Origin of the sequence: Exiguobacterium sp. 17-1 (assembly GCF_023096305.1) — a bacterium.
Lineage (GTDB): Bacteria > Bacillota > Bacilli > Exiguobacteriales > Exiguobacteriaceae > Exiguobacterium_A > Exiguobacterium_A sibiricum_A.
Genome location: NZ_JALIGJ010000001.1, coordinates 26,907 through 47,478, shown reverse-complemented (window position 1 = coordinate 47,478; position 20,572 = coordinate 26,907). Strand labels below are relative to the sequence as shown.

Here is a 20,572-nt window from a genome sequence, read left to right as displayed (position 1 = left end):
AGTATCTTCACATGCACGCAGTAGAAGTAGAGCAATTAAACGTTTCGTATTTCGAAAACATCGCCTTAGAAAAATTGTCGGTTCGATTCATGTCAGGGCAGCTTGTCGGCATCATCGGTCCGAACGGTGCCGGAAAATCAACCTTCATCAAGGCCATCATGGGATTGATTCCGGCAGAAGCAACTACGATCCGTTTGCTTGGTCAATCGACGAAAGAGGCCCGGACGAAAGTCGCTTATGTTCCGCAACGCAGTGCGATTGATTGGGATTTTCCGATTCGGGTGCTCGACGCGGTTCTGATCGGCTGTTATCCACAACTCGGTTTATTCAAGCGTCCGACGAAACAACACCGGGCCTTGGCGATTGCTTGTCTCGAACGCGTCGGCATGCAGGACTATGCCGACCGACAAATCGGTGAACTGTCGGGCGGTCAACAACAACGTGTCTTTTTGGCCCGTGCCTTGGCGCAGGAAGCAGAACTGCTGTTACTGGACGAACCGTTCGTCGGAGTCGATGCCGGCAGCGAACGGGTCATCATCGATTTATTGCGTACACTACGCAATGAAGGCAAAACGATTGTCGTCGTCCACCACGATTTAAGTAAGGCTGCCGATTATTTTGATACCCTGTTGCTGCTTAATCGACGGGTCATTTCGATTGGTCCGCCAACAGATGTCCTGCAGCCGCATATCATCGAAGGCGCATACGGCAATCCGCTTGCCTTCCTTCAGAAAGCGGAGGTTTCGTCATGAATATCCTCGATTTCATCCAAGCCTTGACCGAATATGATTTTCTCCAGAAAGGCCTTGTGACGTCCGTCATGGTCGGCATCATCTGTGGCGTCATCGGCTGCTTCATCATTTTACGCGGGATGTCGCTGATGGGCGACGCGATTTCCCATGCGGTCCTGCCGGGTGTCGCCATCTCGTATCTGCTCGGGATCAACTTCTTCATCGGCGCTGTCGCGACCGGTCTGTTGACAGCTCTCGGCATCGGTTTCGTCAGTCAAAACAGCCGGATCAAAAATGATACGGCAATCGGTATTTTATTTACGTCGGCCTTTGCGCTTGGTATCATCCTGATTTCCTTTTTACGCAGCAGCAGCGATTTGTACCATATCCTGTTCGGAAACGTCCTCGCCGTCCGTCCAAGTGACATGTGGATGACGCTTGCCATCGGTCTGATTGTCCTTGGGGCAATTTTTCTATTCTACAAAGAACTGCTCGTGACCTCATTTGATCCGACGATGGCTGCCGCTTACGGCTTATCGACACGGTTGATTCATTACCTGCTGATGACGATGCTGACCCTCGTCACGGTCGCATCTCTCCAGACAGTCGGTATCATTCTCGTCGTCGCGATGTTGATTACGCCGGCTGCGACCGCCTATCTGTTGACGAACCGATTGTCACGGATGATTTTCCTGTCAGCCGGTCTCGGGACGATTTCTTCCGTCGTCGGTTTATATTTCAGTTTCACCTATAACCTCTCGTCCGGAGCCTCGATTGTCCTCGTCGCGACCGTCCTGTTTGCGCTGGTATTTATTTTTTCACCGCGCCACGGGTTGCTTCGGAAATGGAAATCACCGAAAAAGGAGCTCACGACATGACATTCAAACGATTGATTCCTTTAACCGGTCTCGCTGTTTTACTGACCGGCTGTACTCCAGATTCTGCCGACGACGGGAAACTGCAAGTCGTTACGACTTATTCGATTTTAGAAGATATGACCCGTGTCGTCGGCGGTGAACATGTCGACGTCCACAGCATGGTCAAGATCGGCAAAAATCCGCACGAATACGATCCGCTGCCGACCGATGTCCGGAAGATGGCAGATGCCGATGTCGTCTTTTATAACGGTCTGAATCTTGAAGCCGGCGGATCATGGTTCAATAAACTCCGCTCGAGTACGAACAAGGACAGCAAAGACGCGCCTGTCTATGCGCTCAGTAAGGGTGTCGAACCAAAGTATCTGACGGCAGCCGGAAAGGAACAGGAAACCGATCCTCATGCCTGGCTTGATCTCAGCAACGGCATTCAATATGTCGAAAACGTCAAAGACGGATTGATTAAAGAAGATCCGGCGAACAAAGCCGATTATGAGAAGAATGCTTCCGCCTATATCAAGGAACTCAAGACACTCGATGCAAACGCGAAGGAACGCTTTGCTGCGATTCCGGACGCCGAGCGTCATCTGATCACAAGTGAAGGTGCCTTTAAATACTTCAGCGACGCGTACGATTTTAAAGCCGACTACATTTGGGAAATCAATTCCGACAACCAAGGCACACCGGATCAAGTCCGCCGAATCGTCGATTTGATCAAACGACAGGACATTCCGGTACTGTTCGTCGAGACGAGTGTCGACCGGCGCAGCATGGAGACGGTCTCCCGCGAAACCAGTGTTCCGATCGGCGGAACCCTCTACACGGATTCACTCGGGGCAAAAGGAACAGGTGGTTCGACGTACTTGACGATGATGGAAATGAACTTCGAGACGATTGAACAACAATTGAACCGCTAAAAACTGTCATCGGATCGCCATCCCTGGTTTATCTGCCGTTGATTCTTCCACCGTATACTAAGGAAAGAATCAACGAGTTATGGAGGAATGAAGATGCCTAAAAAAACCGGATGGATGATCATGACACTATCGGCAACGCTTGCCCTCGGTGCGTGCGGACAGACAGAACAAAAGAGTGCGCCGCATACTGACCATGAGGCCCATGCGACGCACACAAGTGCCGATCAACTGGAACAGACGACGTCGCCGGCGATTGCACCGGCGTTCTTAAAAGAAACGGATTCTTCGATTCAGACGATTTACCTGTCTGTCGCCAAACATCAGGATCTTTTGGAAAAGATACCGTGTTATTGCGGATGCGGAGAATCGGCCGGACACACGAGCAACTACGACTGCTTCATCGCCGATCAAACAGCAGACGGAAAAACGACTTGGACGACACACGGGATTACGTGCGGAACGTGTCTTGATATCGCAGCCCAATCGATCGTCGCTTACCAACAAGGTACTCCGGTCAAAAAAATCCGCTCTGATATTGATGCGGCCTATGCAAAGACAGGTGCCAAACCGACTCCGACTCCGGCCCTCTAAATCAAAAATCGGCTGACTCAGTAATCAGTCTCCAAAGATAAGGGTGGCAGAATTGTACTCCACTACCCTTATCTCGTAAAAAAAAGAATCATTCTCTTCACGCGACTCCTACAGGAAAAGCGCAAGTCTACTTGCGCTGTCAGAGACAAATAAGACCCGCTTTCCTGCCTGAATACGGGCAGGAAAACTGGCTTATGTCTCGCCTGAGGAAAGGGCGTGAAAGAACGAGTGATTCTTTTTTGCGTCAGCCCCTTTTTGAAAGTGAAGAATTACCGTTTCAGGCGAGCCGTCGCATGAAGAACAAACGGTTTACCTGATAATAGCTCCTCGAGCTGATAATACGTATGTGCCCGAAGCGGTTGACTGGTCCGTGGAAGATGCCGTAATTCATAAGCAACCTCAAGGAGATAAAACTTATACGTTTCCGCCTCAGCAAACCCGAAACTGTTCTGCCGGGCTTCCATATAACCGATCAGACGCCGTTGTTGTTCGAGCGACAGGCGCTGCACTTGCGGGGCAAGCGGCTCACTCGGACGAAGAATCAATTCGCGTTCTGTCCGGTACAACCGGTTCATGACCCCTCGTTCCCGTCGAAGCGCAATCAACTTCGCCGGTTGGTACGAGCGGGGATACGGATGCGCATGGACTAAAAACCGTTCAATGATTGATTGTGTCGGGGCAGCTGGAAAAGAAATGACATCATGCATACAATTCGACTCCTTTAGGAAGATTCATATTTTATATTCTACTACAAATTTCCAATTTAATGATTTGACTTCAGAGGAAGGAAATGCGTTTTCTAATTTTGGACGGGTTTCGTTTTTCGTGACGCGTGGAAAAGTTCAAAAGATACTTATCTCTGAAAGGATGTTTTGTCATGCAACAGATGAAGGCCATTGGATTCCACAAACATTTACCGATTACAGAAGTTGACAGCCTGATTGATCTTGAAATCGAACGCCCGGTCGCACAAGGACACGATCTTTTAGTTGAAGTCAAAGCCGTTTCAATCAACCCGGTCGATACGAAAGTCCGGGCTAAGGGCGCGGACGAACAAGAACCGAAAGTCATCGGCTATGATGCATCTGGTGTCGTCGTCGAAGTCGGGGATCACGCATCCCTCTTTTCCGTCGGTGATGAAGTCTACTATGCCGGCGCCATCAATCGTCCCGGTTCCAACAGTGCTTTCCAACTCGTCGATGAACGAATCGTTGCGAAGAAGCCGGAACGTTTGACGTTCAGTGAATCGGCAGCTCTTCCCTTAACCGCTTTGACGGCATACGAAGCCATGACGAACCGCCTCCAACTGACATTCGATGCCAAATCAAATCTTGAGAAGACCATCTTAATCATCGGAGCAGCCGGCGGTGTCGGCTCCATCGCGACGCAACTCGCGAACCATGCCGGCCTGACCGTCATCGGGACCGCATCCCGTCCGGAAACGATTGACTGGGCGAAAGCACATGGTGCCCATCATACGATCAATCACCACGATGATTTCCGGGAACAATTGGAGAAGCTCGGTTATTCTTACGTGGACTACATTTTTTGTCTGAATGCGACGGATCAGCATTTTGATGCGATGGTCGATGTCATCGCTCCGCAAGGAAAAATTTGCAGTATCGTCGAGACCGATCAATCACTCAATCTCAGCGCGTTGCAACAAAAGAGTGCCACCTTCGCTTGGGAGTTCATGTTCACCCGCTCCCTGTTCGAGACACCGGACATGATCCGCCAACATGAAATTCTGACGCAAGTCGCGACCTGGCTCGATGAAGAGACACTGGAGACGACTGTCACCCAAACGTTGATCGGACTGAACGCAGAGAATTTAAAAGAGGCCCACCGCCTCGTCGAGAGTGGCAAGACGATCGGTAAAATCGTCGTCGAACAGCATTGATCCAAACAACAGGGCGTCCTTTCTCTTTCGAGAAGCACGCCCTGTTTTTGATTATCTGTTTTTTTGACGTCTCATCGAAAAGACGATGGCGGCAAACAACGACAGGAGTCCTCCCGCCCAGCCAATGACTGGTGCATATTGAAACGTATCACGCAGCAACATCCCTCCGATAATCAGGACCGCAGCATCCGCCGCAAACAGCACTGCTAAAAATCGATAGTTCATCTTTTTTCCTCCTTTTGTGCGAAAGTACCATTCCTTCTTACTTCTTACCCATCATGCAGTTTTTTTGGTATGAATTTCTTGTATTTAAGATGATTTTCTAATAAGACTATTTTTCTGAGTCTAAAAAATGTACGATTACGGTAAGAAATAGGTATAGTAGTTACATCTATTTATCCACGAGGAAAGCTGACGTAAAGGGGCATCCATAATTATATGAAAAAATGGTTCAATCAAAAAATAAGCCGGCAAATCATGTCTGCTTTCTACCTTATACTGATTACGCTGTCAGTATCTTCGATTGCCGCTTACTTTTATACAAATCACCAGGTCGTAAGTGCCAAAAAAAGTCTTGATGCCATCAGTGAACGTCAAGAACGGGCGACGTCGTTGTGGGATGATTGGCAATCCTTACAATATGAGATGCGCGGATACATTGTATTCGGCGATGACACCGTTCTTGAGACCATCAATGAAAAAAAAGCATCACTTGAGCAAAAAACAGAGTGGTTCGAACAAAACGGAACCTATAAAGCCGATCAAATTTATGCATCGGATGTCCGCTCCCTCTATACGTCTTACACGACATTCGTCATGCCGAGCCTGATTAAATACGTGAAAGCAAAACAAGACGGCACTGTCGATGAAACGTTTTTACAGATGCCGAGTTTGAAATCGATGATGCCGCAAGTCAAACGGGATCCGAATCGAAAATTCAAGATGAACGCTTCGAACAGCGAAACGATGCGGAAAAGTGTCAATACGATGGAAAGTGTCTTCACGAGCTACCGGACGAGCCTTCAAGCGAAAGAATCGATGGCGAAGGATAAACTCATCAAACAAACGAAATATGCGGAATGGATTTGGCTCGTCAATTTACTTGTCCTTTTCCTCGTCATTCTTTTAATCATCCGACCGTTTATTGAACGGACGACACGTCAAATTCAACTCCTCAGTAAAGAAAGTAAGCTGCTTGCGCAAGGACAACATACCGCACCGTTGATTCCTATGAATCGGACCGACGAAATCGGTGAGCTCAGTAAATCGTTCCATCAAATGGCAACGGCCCTGACCGACAATAAACACCGGTTGATGTCGTCCAATGATAATTTAGAGCAGGCGCTGCAACTCACCTTACGGAACGAAGCACACTTGAAAATCCGGAATCAGTTGACGGAGACCCTTGCTTCCCGCGACACAGTGACCGCCTATCCTGCCGTCATCGAAAAGATGGTCGAGATTACGGATTCGACGAACGGGTCCTTGATCTTCAAGGAAGGGACGACGGTGACAAATATCATTTCCTACGGTCTGACGGAACAGGAACAGGACGATTTGATTGCGACCATCGAACCCGTCATCCGCAGAGCACGGAAGGATAAAATCCCGCATACCGCTCAGTTTGCCCAACGCGCGATTGCCGTCACACCCGTTCTTGATGCCAGCACCGATGAGATCATCGCCTATATCTACCTGATGCGTCTCCATCATCCGTTTGATTCGCAGGAACAAGAAGAACTTGCTGCCTTTGCACGTCAACTTGCCTTGTCGTTACTTCGGATGCGGACGTTCGACGAAATCGGACGGGAACGCGAAAAAACGGCCCGCTTGTTGAACTCGATCCGGGAATCGATCGTCTACATCGAACCCGAGGGACCGATTCAATTGATCAATCGTCCGTTACTCGATTTGTTCGACCACCCGTCTGTGAAGGATTCGAAAGCGGAATGGCTGATTGAAGTCAATGATTCCATCACTCATTTAAAATATCAGGTTGATCAACTGCCGGAGTTTGAACTCTATTTACGTCAAACGTTCATCGAGCGCAAAACAGGCGAAGGTATCACCTTCTCAATCAACCGGGAGAAACGTTTTATCAAAACGTATTCGGAAGAAATTCACTACGGCGGAAAATTCCGCGGGATTCTGCTCGTCCTCCGTGACGTAACCAACGAAGTGGAAATCGACCGGATCAAAAACGAACTTGTCTCGACGATTTCGCACGAATTACGGACTCCGTTGTCCTCGATCTACGGGTTCACGGAACTGATGATTCAACGTGACCTGCCACCAAACCGTCAAAAGAAATATCTGGCTGCCGTCCATTCGGAAACCGAACGGCTGTCGCTGTTGATCAACGACTTCCTCGATCTTCAGCGGATGGAAGCAAATCGACAGGAGTATACGTTCGAGCCATTTGATTTACTGGCGATGATGAAGGACTTAAAGCAGTTGCACAGCTTGTCCTCTTCAGCACATAACATCCAGATCTTCTCCGAGGAGACGGTCCAAATCATTAACGGGGATTCGAAGAAAATCCGTCAACTGTTCGGAAACTTGGTCAATAATGCCATCAAGTATTCACCGGGCGGTGGTCCGATTGAAATCCGATTGACGGAACAGAACAACCGTGTCACGGTCGCCTTGACCGATCACGGCATCGGGATTCCGTCTTCAGCGATGAGTGAATTGTTCCAAAAATTCTACCGGGTCGACAATTCCGATACCCGTCAAATTGGCGGAACCGGGCTTGGCTTATCGATTTGCCGCGAAATCGCCCGTGCCCATGACGGCGAGATTCATGTCGAATCGATTGAAGGACAAGGTTCGACGTTCACGGTCGACTTACCGCTCAATCCGACTCCACCGTTATGACGAAAAAACCGCACCACTTCCTTGGCGGAATGGTGCGGTTTTTTATTATCCTTTGATGCGGCTTGCGATATCGACGGTCCGCTTCGCCTGATGACGAACGGCCGGTTCGACTGACTCGACCATGTTCCCCTCCTGGTCGACAGTAACGGTCGTACCGTACGGGTTTCCGCCTGCTGCGAACAGAACCGGGTCCGAATAGCCTGGTGCTGCGACAATCGCGCCCCAGTGGAACATCGATGTATAAACGGCAAGGACGGTTGCTTCCTGTCCACCGTGCGGATTTTGCGCCGACGACATGGCACTGACGACTTTATTGACCAGCTTCCCTTGTCCCCAGAGTCCACCTGTCGTATCGAGGAACTGTTGAAATTGTCCCGGGACATGTCCGTAACGGGTCGGGACGCTGAAGATGATGGCGTCCGCCCAGTCGAGCAGATCCGATGTCGCTTCCTCGACGTCGCGTGTCGCATTGGTATGTTTTTGCCAGAGTGGATTGGAAGCAATCGCTTCTGCCGGTGCCGTCTCCTTGATTTTCGCAAGGCGGACTTCAGCGCCGGCCGCTTCTCCTGCTTCTTTCGCCCACGTGGCGAGTTGATGATTGGTTCCGGTCGAACTGTAATAGATGACAGCCAGTTTCACGTTAGACATGACTTCGCTCCTTTTTTTAAAAACAGTGACGGACGATGGATGTACAAGTCATCTTTTCCCGTTTTTTGGATAAATTAACACGTTTCCCTTGAATTCAAGAGGATTTTACACTTCTTGTGTCACGAGCCATTTGAACCAGCGGCCGTGTCCGTCCGTTTCGGCAATCGTCTGTTCCGTCAAGACGCCGTCGATGTACGAATCAAGGTGCAGATAACGATCCTGAACATTGTTATAAACGTGATAGAGATTGCGCGTCCGACCGATTTCTTCGACGACCTGCAACAGTTCTTTTTTGACCGCGAGCGGCATCTGGTTCGCGACATGCGTATGGAAGATACAGAGGATACTGTCGTCGGGTGTCTGTGCTGCATAGTGCGGCAACAAGCGGACTCCGTCCCCTTCGACCAGCTCCAGCGGGAACTCTTCGACGTACCGGGCAGCCGACTCGAACATCGCGAGCCGCTCGTGGTGTTCCGTCCAAATTAACGCTTTCAGCCAGAGTTGTTCGTCCGCATCTTTCAAGTCGACGATGTTCAGATCAAGTCCGATCCGACTTGTGACCGACGGCGGTGTTTGTGCCATGGCTGGCGTTTCCGTCCCCTCGATGACTGACGTCAACTGAAGGCGCGATGATGGATTTCCGACAACTTCCCCGTTTCCGTATGCGTAGCTGTATTGATCAAACAACAATTGCAAGCCGGCACTTGTTCCGATTTCGAGCAACGCAAGTGGTTGCTCGGTCTGTTGATGAATCTGGCTGAAGACCGGATAGAGATAGGTACAGCGCCGGACTTCATTCGTTTGAACGAGCCGTTGCGCAAGCAACGGAATCAGATCCGCTTCATACGTCGCGCAAAATGACTGGAAGTCGGCAAACGCATTATTAAAAGGCTTCGTCTGGTTCGTCACACTCGGATAATACGTGGCGAGCGGATGATCGACGCCTTTTAACAACAGGTAATGAACTGCTCCGAACAGGAGGTTCGGCACCGGCTGACCGTCGCGGGCATGCCGGCATAGGCTAAGAATCCCCGGATCCTTGGCAATTTCGAATGATAAGTATTCGTATAACGGACTGGAGTCGCGGCACTCCCGTTCGGCAAACGTCTGAAAACGTTGTGCGAGTTCAGTTTCTGTCATGTGTTGTTCCCCCTTTTTACGTTCCCTGTTATATTCCCCAAATTATTCCAAAGACCTGTTTTCTCTACAAAAAACACCTCCACCCATAAGCGGAAGTGTTTCAGTTCTTACTTTTCTTCTTTTTTCTTCAGGATATCCGTCACGACTTCATTCAGTTTCTGTTTGAAGACCGGTCCGAAGCTTTCAGCATACGAGTTCGTTATATGACTGACGTCACGATAGATGACGACGTTCCCGATGACAGGACGGAATTCGCCATCGACCCGGAAGTGATCCGTTAAATCGAGTTTATAGAGCGACTTGTTCGTCTTTTCGAAGTTTTTCCAGTACGCTTCATCGCGTTGGTTGACTTCGGCGTTCATCTTTTTCGTCGTTTCCTTGATGTTCGTCGTCTCAAGCGATTCGAGGACATTGAAGCTGTAACGCGGATTATCCCGCAGCGCCAGACCATCGATGCCGTACTCGTCCTTGACGTACTGCATTTGATCGACCATCTGTTGATGAATCTTATCTTTCGTCGCATCCGCCGCCGTGACGTGCGAGATGATCAGATCGACATCAGCATCCTTCAAATAGTTGAGGACGTTTTGATTCCAGACGCCTTTCAGGACGTTATCGTCGTAGCCGGTCGAGAAGCGTGTCCCGGAACGGGTGATGTTCAAGACCCGGTACTTCTCACCTTTTGCGGCTTCATGAATCGCTCCGAACCACTGCTCCGAGTGTGAGCTCCCGACAAGAGCGATGGTCGCGATGTAGTCTTTCGTCTCACCGTATTCGCCGACTTTGACGTCACTTTTATTTAGTCCTTGGTTGCTGCCGTCGACATGGACGAGCGGCAGATCATCAAAGACATTCGCATACGATGGGAACGGATCGTGCTCCGGCGTTTTGTCCGGATTCTTGACGGCCATTGCGCCCGGATAATCGCTTGCGCTGACACCGTTCTTTAATTCCTGTTCTTCGAAATATTTCAGTCCGAAGAGTGACCCGATCAACAAGACATTGATGCTCATCATGATGCCGAGCTTCTTGAAAGCCGCCCGGTCGACTTTTGCACTGCGAATCGGTTTTTCAATAAATTCCGTCATCAGGTACGACAATAAAATCGCTGACAGAATGATGGCCGTTCCCATGAGGAAGCCCGGTGTCTGCTGGACGTTGTAGCGGTAAAATTCAAGCAGGACCCAGTGCCAAAGGTAAATTCCGAAGGCGATGCCTCCGAGTTTGACCATCGGCTTTGATCCGAGGAAACGTTTGATGCCGAACGTCGTGTCGCGTGTTCCGGACAAGACGATGAACAATGCACAGGTCATCGGCCAAAGGGCGATGTAACCCGGGAACATTTGAGAAACGTTAAAGAGGATACCGGTCAGGACAAGACCAATCAGACCGAGCCAGCCCATCAAGGTCGCCATCCATTTCGGAACATGGATCGACGACAGGTTGATGCAAAGCAGGCTGCCTAAGGCAAATTCCCAAACGCGCGTCATCGTGATGAAATATGCCCATGGCTGATTGACTTCAGTTAAATAAATCGAATAGCTTAACGATGTGACGAACAACACCCCTAAAATCGTGTTGATCATCGGTTTGACGTTTTTAATCGTATACTTCTTGACCATCCATAAGATGAATGAGAACAGAACAAACCAAATCATATAGAACTGACCTTGAATCGACAGTGCCCAGAAATGTTCGACCGGCGATTTCATCTGACTCGCATCCAGGTAATCCGTACTCGAGATAGCGAGTTGCCAGTTTTGATAGAAGAACATCGAGGCGACGACTTCACGAATTGTCTTCTCTAGAATCGATTGCGGCAGTAAAAATGAACTGAGAACGAGGACGACGGCCAAAATGAACAGAACCGACGGCAACAGCCGTTTAATTAATTTTGTCACATAAGGCAGGAAACGAAATTCACCCGTCCGGTTGATCGTCGAGATAATCGACGTCGTAATCAGGAATCCGGAGATGACGAAGAACACATCGACACCACCCGAGACACGGTTGAACCAAATATGATAGACCGCGACGAGCAGGGCGGCGACAACACGCAACCCCTCGATTTCAGGGCGGAACTGGCTTTTGGTGTTAATGAGTTTTTGAGGCGGTGCTTCTTTTTGATTCAGTTGATTCATTTTGTATTAGCTCCTATACTTTTTTTCTCATACAGAAAAAATTGAATTGAAATTTTTTCCTCCATCGTTAGACACGCACCAATTCATCCTAAAGTAAAATACTCATAAAATCCACAACATTTAGAAATTAAATTTTACAATTTATTCGTTTTTTCCCATAACAAATACGACTCCTCCAGCGTGGAAGAGTCGTATTATATCCGGCTTATTTCACAGTCAGTGTAAAGATTTTACTCTTGCGTAATTTGATTGATTCCGCATGAACCGTCACACGTGTGCCGCGTTTTTGTTTCGGGAACGTCATCGTCTGTGTTTTGCCGGTCGCGATTTTTGTATACCGCTTTTGATTGATCGTCACGACAATCGTCTTGCCTTTTGTCGCTTTGACTTTCCAGGCTGTACTCGTCGGACTTAGTGTCGTCGTGTACGATTTCAGCGTCGGATTACCGGCTGCGACGACCCGTTGCTCGGAAACCTGCAGTTGCGTTCCTTTGCGCGCCACGAGCTTGACGACCTGGCCGGCTTTCAACGGTTTGGTCGGGATGGCGAAAATCCGTGTTTTCTTCCGGTCGATGTACGCTGTGTACTTGCCGTCGATGTAGAGTTTTCCGTAAGACGCATCCGCATCGAGTACACCGTCAATTGTCGTCTGTTCGTCGTTTAACGGATTGTTTAACGTACTGTACAACATCACGCTGTCTTTTAACGCCAGTGATTTCGAGACGTAACTGCCGGAACGGACAATCCGGTACTCGGCCAGTTGATTGGTATACGGAATCGTCAGTTCCGTCTTCTTCGTTGCCGGAACGGCTGTGATTTTTTTCTTTCCATGATAGACGGTATACGTTCCGCCGTCCTGTTTACTCTCCAACCGGTACGTAAAGGTTTTGAAATTCGTATTCGTCGACTGGGTCACACGCGGAATTTCGTATCCGGCGACCGTCCGTTGTACCGTCGTTTTCTGATCGAACGTATTTTCGTCACCGATTTTAAACGAGACCGGCTGCCCGAGCAATCCGGTCGTGCCGAGTCCGATGGTCAGCATCCCCTTCTCGTCCGAGACCGCACTGTTGATAAGTGTTCCGTCCTGACGGAACACGTTGACCGGTACATCAGCCTGTCCCAGATCAATCGGGTACGTATAGACCCCTTCTTTGACTTCCTTCAGTGAATCGAGCGTCGCCGTCAAATAGCGTTTGTGTTGATAACGCGTCGTGTCTTTCAGGACGACACCTGTTTCCGCCGTATACGCGACTGTATAGGCCGTATTGTAAATCCGCTTTTGACTCGTCGGAATCCGGACACCGTTCTCCTGGTCCACGTCGCCCGTAAACGTAATATCTCGAAGCGCAAGCGGCTCCGTTGTCCCGTCGATTCGCGTCAGTTGGACATCCGGTGTCAATGCCGTCTTTTCAAGAAATGCCGTATCCGCTTTCGTCCGATCGTCAATCGCAATCGGTTGACGTAAATACGCTTTAAAGTCGAGCAGCGTCGTTTGACCGTTCACCCGGTAAACGGCGCGTCCATCCGTCAGAACTTCCTGTGCCAGACCGTCGGAATAGTCGACGAGTGTTTTGACTTGTCCTGTTTGCTTGTTTAGAACATACAAGGAAGTTGATTGGTGATCGTCTTTTGTCTCGTCCTCTTCCGTCAATTGGATATACAAACTGTCTGCCGTCTCATAGGCGCCACGGACAACCTGATCGGTCCGTTTATTCGGTAAGGCGTACGTCTGCTTCGTTTCGACATTCCGAATTACAGCTGTTTTGCTGACATCAAGAATCCAGTCGCCGGTTAACGAATAAAAGCTGTTTACTTCGACGGTCCGGACTTTTTCAAACGTCCCGTCTGTCTTCACATCGTACCAGTCGGCAACCCCGTCACGGATCAGGGAGAAACGATTTGGACTGATCCACTGAACGGAGGGACTACGTCCATCCTTTAGTGTATCGCTGATGACGAATTCGTTTCCCTGCCGCTCTACTATATGAAACGCATCCGAGATCCCGCGCGCCATAAGATGATTTTGATCGAGAACCCGTAAATACTCCAGGTTAGCCGGAAGCTTTACTTCTTCCGATGTACCGGTTTTGGCATTCATCAAATAGTACGGCTGGAAGCTTTCGTCAAAGTAATCGTCCTGGAACAGGAACCATGTCTTGTCCGCAGAGTCCGCCCGCAGGAACGCGTATGGTGAAACGCCGCTTGGATACGGTGTCGTCTGCTTCGTTTCTAAGTCATAAAATCCGATGATTGCTTGATCATTCTTTTTAATGTCGTACGGTGCTGCTTCCGTCAATGTCGTCAGCGTTAACCAGGTTCCGCAGACGACCGCGGCACCTCCCATCCAATGTTTCCAGTTCATGTATGTAGAACATCCTTTCAAAATTCAGTGATTAATTCTATTTTATTCCATTTATTTTTTCTATTCAGATGTTTTTTGATACATCAGGTCAATGACAAACATATCCCAACCGATTCAAACGTTCGTTCCCATTTAGTTGAGGGTATAGACTACTTCACAATAATGACGAACGTTAGGAGAATATTATGATTGTATTTGGTTACGCCCTCTACTTATTGTTAGGCACGTTAAAATTCGTGCTGTTCAGCTTTTATACCAACACCGCTTTCCCGGTTGACCTCTTTTTCATGAACCTCGGCGGGATGTTCGTGCTGTCGAGTTGGACGCTGTTGATCCAGTGGAACAAACGCCGCTGGATTTGGTTGGGTCTTTTAATTGCCCACAGCTTCCTCTTGATTTCCGATCTGTGGTACTACCGTTACTTCGAAGATTTCCTGTCAGTCTCGTTGATGTCGCAGATGTTGCAGATGGGTGATGTCAGCAGCGGTTTCGCCGCCCTGATCCTGCCGTCCGACTTCCTGTTGTTTGCGGACAGCCTGATTTTCTTAGCGATTCTCTTCTTTACACGCAACAAGACGTTTGCGGTCACGAAAAGCAAACGCCAGAAGACGGCAGGTCTTGTCTTCCTCACGGGTGTAATCCTGTTTGCTGCGCCAGTCACCTACAGCGTCGTCAAAGAAGATCAACGGCTCAGCCAGTCGGTCTCCGACATGCGGGACTATTATCAGCTCGGTTTCTGGGGATACCATGGACTCGATCTGTTCCGCGGCATCCAAGGGGCAATCGCTCCGAATGAAGCCTTGACCGCGTCTGAGCGCCAACGAATCGAGGACAACTCGACTTCAGACGCAGACGGCGTCACGAAAAAACCGAATATCATTCTCGTCCAATTGGAATCGTTCCAGGAATCGGTCATCGACCAAAAAGTAAACGGTCAAACGTTGACACCGAACTTGAATAGGTTGAAACAAGAATCGCTGTACTTCCCGTCGTTTTATCATCAGACCCATGAAGGGCGGACCTCGGACGCGGAATTCATCACGAACACGTCGCTCTATCCGTTGAAGTCGGGTTCGGTCTACACCCGGTTCCCGGACAATGAATTCGGAGCGTTACCCGAATTGTTGCGCGATAACGGTTACGACACCGCTGCCATGCATGCCTATGAAAAAGGATTCTGGAATCGGGATCAAGTGTATCAGAATCTGGGCTTCAATCACTTCTTCAGCCAAAAGGATTATCCCGATCAACAAGAAATCGGGATGGCGTTAAACGATAAACAGTTTTTGACGACATCGATCGAGCATATGGAAACACTCAAGGAACCGTACTTCTCGTTCCTCGTCGCCCTGACGAGTCACACGCCGTATGAGATTCCAAAAGATAAACGGGAGCTGGATCTGTCCGGTTACGAGGATCCGATGCTGAAACGGTATTATCAAACGATCCGTTATGTCGACGGGGCCGTCGGACAGATGGTCAAGGAATTGAAGAAAAAAGACATGTGGGACGACACACTCGTTATCTTTTACGGCGATCATGACAGCGGTCTGACGAACAAAGACAGTGAGATGCAGCAAAAAGCGCAAATCGACAATGCTGTCGATGCTTTTGAACTCGACCGCCGTGTACCGCTGTTCATCAAGAAACCGAATCAGGACACGGGTAAAACGATCCAGGAAAACGGCGGACAAATCGATATCGCCCCGACGATCGTCGATTTACTCAATCTCGACGCCCCGTACATGACGGGACACTCGTTGCTTGATGACGAACCGAACCTGACAGCGTTCCGCGACGGTTCATTCCGTTATAAAAACTACTATTACAAAGCGAAGCTGACCGGGAAAGCGGGCAATGGCACGTGTTATGACGTCTCGACAAAAGAAGCGGTCGCGCGCGACATGTGCCGACCGCAGACGAAACAGGTGCGGAACGATTTGCGTCTGTCGGACGCGATCATTGAAAAGAACGGGTTGAAGTAAAAAAGACGAAGCCGGACTTTAATCCGGTTTCGTCTTTTTTTATTGTTGATGAATCTAGATTGTACAGATCATCTGTTGCCTTCGAGATGCTCATTCAGCCAGTCTTGCTCGTCGTCAAACATAACATTCCATTTTTTCGCGACGATCCAGTCAAATAACACCGGAATCGTCTTGTCGGATTGTCGATAGCGATTTAAAAAACGCAGTGCAGCCAGGCCTTCGTCACTTTGAATCTGCCGCTTCCGCTTCAACATTATTTTCAGCCGTTTGATGACCGGCTGAATGGCGGATGCATCTCCGTGTTTCACAATTCCGAGCAAGGCATACGTTTTGACGTCGATTGACCGATCCTCCAAACCTTTTAAAAACAACGGCAGGAACGAATCGTCTCCAAGTTCACTGAGCGCATTGAGTGCCGAGTGCCGGACATCACCTTTCGGATGATCTAGGAGCGGTAACAGATACGGAATCACCCGCTTCGTTCCGATTGTTGCCAACACAAAATTTGCACTTGTGATTTCAAATGAATCAGTGGAGGTCGTAATAAATCGAATTAAAGCATCCTCTACTGCATCTCCCCGACAGACACGTAATGCCTCAATTGCCGAATTTCGAACAGCCGAACGAGGATCCTCGACATACTTGATGATAGCTGCCGCATCGTCCACCTGTTCCTGTTTCGCCAGTTCATCAAGGACTTTGACGATTAATGTCGGCTTTGTCTCTTGTGCCAGCCGTTCTAACAGTAGGTTAACAACAAGGACGTCGCCTGTATTCGTACCAATCGTGCCAAGCATAAAGTAGAAATACTGTTTCATTTCTAGTCGCTTCGTCTGTTCAAGCAGGTCCATTAACACAGGAAGCATTTGAACATCCTGAAAGCGCCGTGCTATTTCATACGCCAAGTCAGACGGCGAACCTTCACTCGTGGAATAACCTCGTTCTTCATCGTACACATATTCATCAATCGACATCTGTTCCGCTAATGCGATCAATTCATCCTTGTTCATCGGCAGTTCCTTCAGTTTCCGAAAAAATCTTGTACCAGTATAGTGTCAAATCAATGTTCGGATTAGCGGATTGTTTCAGCGTATCCACACCACCAAGGACAAATCCTTCTTTGACGTAAAAACGGCAGGCAATCAGATTATCGTTTTGTGCTTCAAGCGATAGGCCAATCAACGACTGTCCCTTCGCCCAGGTTTCTGCTGCTTCAAGCAATAAGTGACCGACACCGCTTTTCCGGAAATCCTTTTTGACAGCAATGTTTTCAATATAGGCAAAACGGTTCCAGTCTTTCACGAGACGGATTTGACCGATGCAAGTGTCTTCATGGAAAGCTAACAAGACAATTTTTTCACTGCTGTCGATATAAGCAGACCAATCCAATTTGTCATCCGGAAAGCGGATTTCAGATGGAGTATCATATAACTCTTCTTCATAGGACCAGATGCCGTTCGAAAAATTCGGAATAAGCTTACCGATGATCGGAAAGAAGTCATTAGTCGTGTTGACGATAGTTACAAGATAATCTTTTAACGGCTGAATTATAATTTTTTCAAACGGATCCATTGAACTCATCCTTTGCTATGTAATTTCCAAGGTAACACTTCATAAAAAAAATATTAAATACTTCTTCTGAATTTTAACATTAGTTTAAATATTTTTATCCAAATACTGTTTAACCCTTGTAACACATTCTTCAATAGAATAGTCGCCTTCAATTCTTAAGATCGGACAAGATAATTTTTGCATCCACTGTTCATGTAAAATTTTGCTTCTTACTTCCATACCTGCATGATCATACAGAGCAGCCCACTTAAGAAAAGTTTGCGATTGTTCATACTTATCGCCACCCGGCAATACTTCTTCTCCATATCGTGCTATTTCACGTTGCTGTAATCTTGCAAGTCTGGTTTGTGGCGGAACCCATAAGAAAACAACGAGATCAAAATGCGACTCTAAGCATTCTCCCCACTTCACAACAGCTCCTGATAAAACCCATTTTTCGGATTTGGACAAATCATTTTTCAGCATTTCTATCCTGTCAGGTATAGGTCGTTGTTCAGTAAATTTAGATATCCAAAAATAATCATCTGTATCTAAAGCATTACATCGTAGAACCTCTGCTAAAGCTTTTCCCAGTGTGGATGTTCCGGATCCCGAAGCACCCATGATATGAATCCTGTTCTCCATGCTTCATTCCTCCTTACAGTTTTACCGCTTACTATACTAGACTTCTAATTATATAGTTTTCCTGAATTGAAATTACATTTATTTGAAAATAGACTACTAATTTTTCAAATAATCCAAAAATAATTTTATTCATATCAAAAGAAATTCCATACTAAAAAAAGAAGGCCCTTTATAAGTTCAAAGAACTTACAAAGGACCTTCTAGAACGTTAAAAGTGAATTACCAAACACGAACCCCATTAATCAGGAATTCATGTAGCTAAATTACATCATGCCGCCCATTCCACCCATGCCGCCCATATCAGGCATTGCAGGTGCACCAGCTGGTTCTGGTTTATCGGCGATAACGGCTTCTGTCGTCAAGAACATCGCTGAAACAGACGCTGCGTTTTGAAGTGCTGAACGCGTTACTTTCGCCGGATCGACGATTCCTGTTTCGATCATGTCGACATACTCGTCTGTCGCCGCGTTGTACCCCATGCCTTGTGCTTCATGCTTGAGACGCTCGACGATGACGGAACCTTCTTGACCGGCATTTTCCGCAATTTGGCGGAGTGGTGCTTCGAGCGCACGAAGAACGATGTTGACACCTGTTGCTTCGTCGCCTGTTGTGACAGCCAGAATCGATTCAACGGCTTTCGTGACGTGGATGAAGGCTGTTCCTCCACCAGCAACGATTCCTTCTTCGACGGCTGCGCGTGTCGCGTTGAGCGCATCTTCAATCCGGAGTTTACGTTCTTTCAGTTCCGTTTCTGTCGCTGCGCCGACTTTGACGACAGCTACGCCGCCTGCGAGTTTCGCGAGACGCTCTTGCAGTTTTTCACGATCGAAGTCGCTTGTCGTTTCTTCGATTTGTGAACGGATTGCTCCGACACGCGCTGTGATTGAATCACTGTGTCCGTTACCTTCGACGATTGTCGTGTTGTCTTTTGAGACGACGACTTTCGACGCGCGGCCGAGTTGCGTAATTTGTGTTTCTTTGAGATCAAGACCAAGTTCTTCTGTGATCAGTTCTGCGCCAGTAACGATCGAAATGTCTTCGAGCATCGCTTTACGACGGTCTCCGAAACCTGGTGCTTTAACGGCAACAGCGTTGAACGTTCCACGGAGTTTGTTGACGACGAGTGTCGCGAGTGCTTCGCCTTCGACGTCTTCCGCGATGATCAAGAGTGGTTTGTTTTGTTGAACGACTTGCTCAAGGACCGGCAGGATTTCCTGGATGTTCGAAATCTTTTTGTCCGTGATCAAGATGTATGGGTTCTCAAGGACCGCTTCCATCTTATCGGAATCCGTGATCATGTATGGTGATGCATAGCCACGATCGAACTGCATGCCTTCGACGACATCAAGTTCCGTCGTGAAGCCGCGTGATTCTTCGATTGTGATAACGCCGTCCTGACCCACACGTTCCATTGCTTCCGCAATCAATTGACCAACTTCTTCGTCAGCAGCTGAAATCGCCGCAACTTGTGCGATCGCTTCTTTGCCTTCGATTGGTTTTGCGATCGCATGCAGTTCTTCGACGGCACGACGGACTGCTTTTTCGATTCCTTTACGAATGACCATCGGGTTCGCACCCGCTGTGACGTTTTTGAGTCCTTCGCGGATCATCGCTTGTGCGAGGACTGTCGCTGTTGTCGTACCATCCCCTGCGATTTCATTCGTTTTCGATGCGACTTCTGCGACAAGCTTCGCGCCCATGTTTTCGAAGTGATCTTCGAGTTCGATTTCTTTTGCGATCGTCACACCATCATTCGTGATGAGTGGTGAACCGAATTTACGTTCGAGAACGACGTTACGTCCTTTTGGTCCGATCGTCACCTTGACTGCGTCCGCTAATGCGTCTACTCCGCGAAGCATCGCCCGGCGTGCTTCTTCACTGAATAAGATATCTTTTGCCATGACTGAAATCCCCCTTTGATTAGTTTGCTACTGCTAAAATATCGCTTTCGCGTAAGATTAAGTATTCGTTGCCATCAATTTTTACTTCTGACCCTGCGTATTGCGCATAGATGACGTGGTCCCCGACATTCACTTCAAGTGGTACACGGACACCCTGCTCCGTCACACGGCCTGTACCGACAGCGACGACTTTACCCTCTTGCGGCTTTTCTTTCGCTGACCCAGGAAGAACGATTCCTCCGAGTGTTGTTTCTTCTTTTTTAACGACTTCGATCACGATGCGATCACCAAGTGGTTTTAACATG

The 20,572-nt window shown here is 48.4% G+C and carries 18 protein-coding genes; 7 read left to right on the top strand and 11 right to left on the bottom strand.

Annotation, left to right across the window (positions count from 1 at the left end):
- The first annotated feature begins 11 nt into the window (after positions 1-11).
- The 4 genes from MUN34_RS00270 to MUN34_RS00255 all read left to right on the top strand — a co-directional run bounded on the left by MUN34_RS00270 (position 12) and on the right by MUN34_RS00255 (position 3,114).
- Complete coding sequence (locus MUN34_RS00270) at positions 12-752, top strand: metal ABC transporter ATP-binding protein (RefSeq protein ID WP_247856557.1); 741 nt, start codon at positions 12-14, stop codon at positions 750-752.
- Positions 749-1,609 (top strand): metal ABC transporter permease, encoded by an 861-nt coding sequence (locus MUN34_RS00265; protein WP_247856556.1) that lies wholly within the window; start codon positions 749-751, stop codon positions 1,607-1,609. The genes MUN34_RS00270 and MUN34_RS00265 overlap by 4 nt, the downstream gene beginning before the upstream one ends.
- A complete protein-coding gene (locus MUN34_RS00260; protein ID WP_247856555.1) occupies positions 1,606-2,523 on the top strand; it encodes a metal ABC transporter substrate-binding protein in 918 nt (305 codons plus the stop codon). Before MUN34_RS00265 ends, MUN34_RS00260 begins: the two co-directional genes overlap by 4 nt.
- A gap of 93 nt (positions 2,524-2,616) precedes the next feature.
- Positions 2,617-3,114 carry a PCYCGC domain-containing protein gene (locus tag MUN34_RS00255; RefSeq protein ID WP_247856554.1) on the top strand — a complete coding sequence of 166 codons (498 nt, stop codon included), beginning with the start codon at positions 2,617-2,619 and terminating at the stop codon, positions 3,112-3,114.
- Positions 3,115-3,383: 269 nt separating this feature from the next.
- On the opposite strand, the gene MUN34_RS00250 is transcribed toward MUN34_RS00255, so the two are convergent.
- Positions 3,384-3,821, bottom strand: a complete 438-nt coding sequence (locus MUN34_RS00250; protein WP_247856553.1) for a hypothetical protein — start codon at positions 3,819-3,821, stop codon at positions 3,384-3,386.
- Positions 3,822-4,000: 179 nt separating this feature from the next.
- Here MUN34_RS00250 and MUN34_RS00245 point away from each other — a divergent pair, with 179 nt between their 5' ends.
- Complete coding sequence (locus tag MUN34_RS00245) at positions 4,001-5,014, top strand: zinc-binding alcohol dehydrogenase family protein (protein ID WP_247857025.1); 1,014 nt, start codon at positions 4,001-4,003, stop codon at positions 5,012-5,014.
- Positions 5,015-5,065: 51 nt separating this feature from the next.
- Here MUN34_RS00245 and MUN34_RS00240 read toward each other — a convergent pair whose 3' ends face one another.
- Entirely contained in the window at positions 5,066-5,239 is a 174-nt protein-coding gene (locus tag MUN34_RS00240) for a hypothetical protein (RefSeq protein ID WP_200868714.1), read from the bottom strand.
- A gap of 213 nt (positions 5,240-5,452) precedes the next feature.
- On the opposite strand from MUN34_RS00240, the gene MUN34_RS00235 reads away from it, so the two are divergent.
- On the top strand, positions 5,453-7,891 hold the full coding sequence (locus tag MUN34_RS00235; RefSeq protein WP_247856552.1) for a HAMP domain-containing sensor histidine kinase: 2,439 nt from the start codon (positions 5,453-5,455) through the stop codon (positions 7,889-7,891).
- Between the two features lie 45 nt (positions 7,892-7,936).
- Here the strand turns inward: MUN34_RS00235 and wrbA are convergent, their stop codons facing one another.
- From wrbA to MUN34_RS00215, 4 genes are all read right to left on the bottom strand, one after another.
- Positions 7,937-8,539 (bottom strand): NAD(P)H:quinone oxidoreductase type IV, encoded by a 603-nt coding sequence (wrbA, locus tag MUN34_RS00230; RefSeq protein WP_247856551.1) that lies wholly within the window; start codon positions 8,537-8,539, stop codon positions 7,937-7,939.
- 105 nt (positions 8,540-8,644) lie between these two features.
- Positions 8,645-9,679: a DUF2332 domain-containing protein gene (locus MUN34_RS00225; protein WP_247856550.1), complete on the bottom strand. Its 1,035-nt coding sequence runs from the start codon at positions 9,677-9,679 to the stop codon at positions 8,645-8,647.
- A gap of 107 nt (positions 9,680-9,786) precedes the next feature.
- Positions 9,787-11,820, bottom strand: a complete 2,034-nt coding sequence (locus MUN34_RS00220) for an acyltransferase family protein (RefSeq protein ID WP_247856549.1) — start codon at positions 11,818-11,820, stop codon at positions 9,787-9,789.
- Between the two features lie 205 nt (positions 11,821-12,025).
- Positions 12,026-14,185, bottom strand: coding sequence for a hypothetical protein (locus MUN34_RS00215; RefSeq protein WP_026827280.1), 2,160 nt, complete (start codon positions 14,183-14,185; stop codon positions 12,026-12,028).
- 185 nt (positions 14,186-14,370) lie between these two features.
- Between MUN34_RS00215 and MUN34_RS00210 the strand changes: the two genes are divergently transcribed.
- On the top strand, positions 14,371-16,170 hold the full coding sequence (locus tag MUN34_RS00210) for an LTA synthase family protein (protein WP_247856548.1): 1,800 nt from the start codon (positions 14,371-14,373) through the stop codon (positions 16,168-16,170).
- 68 nt (positions 16,171-16,238) lie between these two features.
- Here the strand turns inward: MUN34_RS00210 and MUN34_RS00205 are convergent, their stop codons facing one another.
- The 5 genes from MUN34_RS00205 to groES all read right to left on the bottom strand — a co-directional run bounded on the left by MUN34_RS00205 (position 16,239) and on the right by groES (position 20,571).
- Positions 16,239-17,180, bottom strand: a complete 942-nt coding sequence (locus MUN34_RS00205; protein ID WP_026827278.1) for a HEAT repeat domain-containing protein — start codon at positions 17,178-17,180, stop codon at positions 16,239-16,241.
- On the bottom strand, positions 17,167-17,742 hold the full coding sequence (locus tag MUN34_RS00200; protein WP_026827277.1) for a GNAT family N-acetyltransferase: 576 nt from the start codon (positions 17,740-17,742) through the stop codon (positions 17,167-17,169). Before MUN34_RS00200 ends, MUN34_RS00205 begins: the two co-directional genes overlap by 14 nt.
- Positions 17,743-17,826: 84 nt before the next feature.
- Positions 17,827-18,366, bottom strand: a complete 540-nt coding sequence (locus MUN34_RS00195) for an ATP-binding protein (protein ID WP_026827276.1) — start codon at positions 18,364-18,366, stop codon at positions 17,827-17,829.
- Positions 18,367-18,629: 263 nt separating this feature from the next.
- Entirely contained in the window at positions 18,630-20,267 is a 1,638-nt protein-coding gene (gene groL, locus MUN34_RS00190; RefSeq protein WP_012371630.1) for a chaperonin GroEL, read from the bottom strand.
- A 19-nt stretch (positions 20,268-20,286) separates the two neighbouring features.
- Positions 20,287-20,571 (bottom strand): co-chaperone GroES, encoded by a 285-nt coding sequence (gene groES, locus MUN34_RS00185; RefSeq protein ID WP_247856547.1) that lies wholly within the window; start codon positions 20,569-20,571, stop codon positions 20,287-20,289.
- Between the last annotated feature and the right edge of the window lies 1 nt (position 20,572).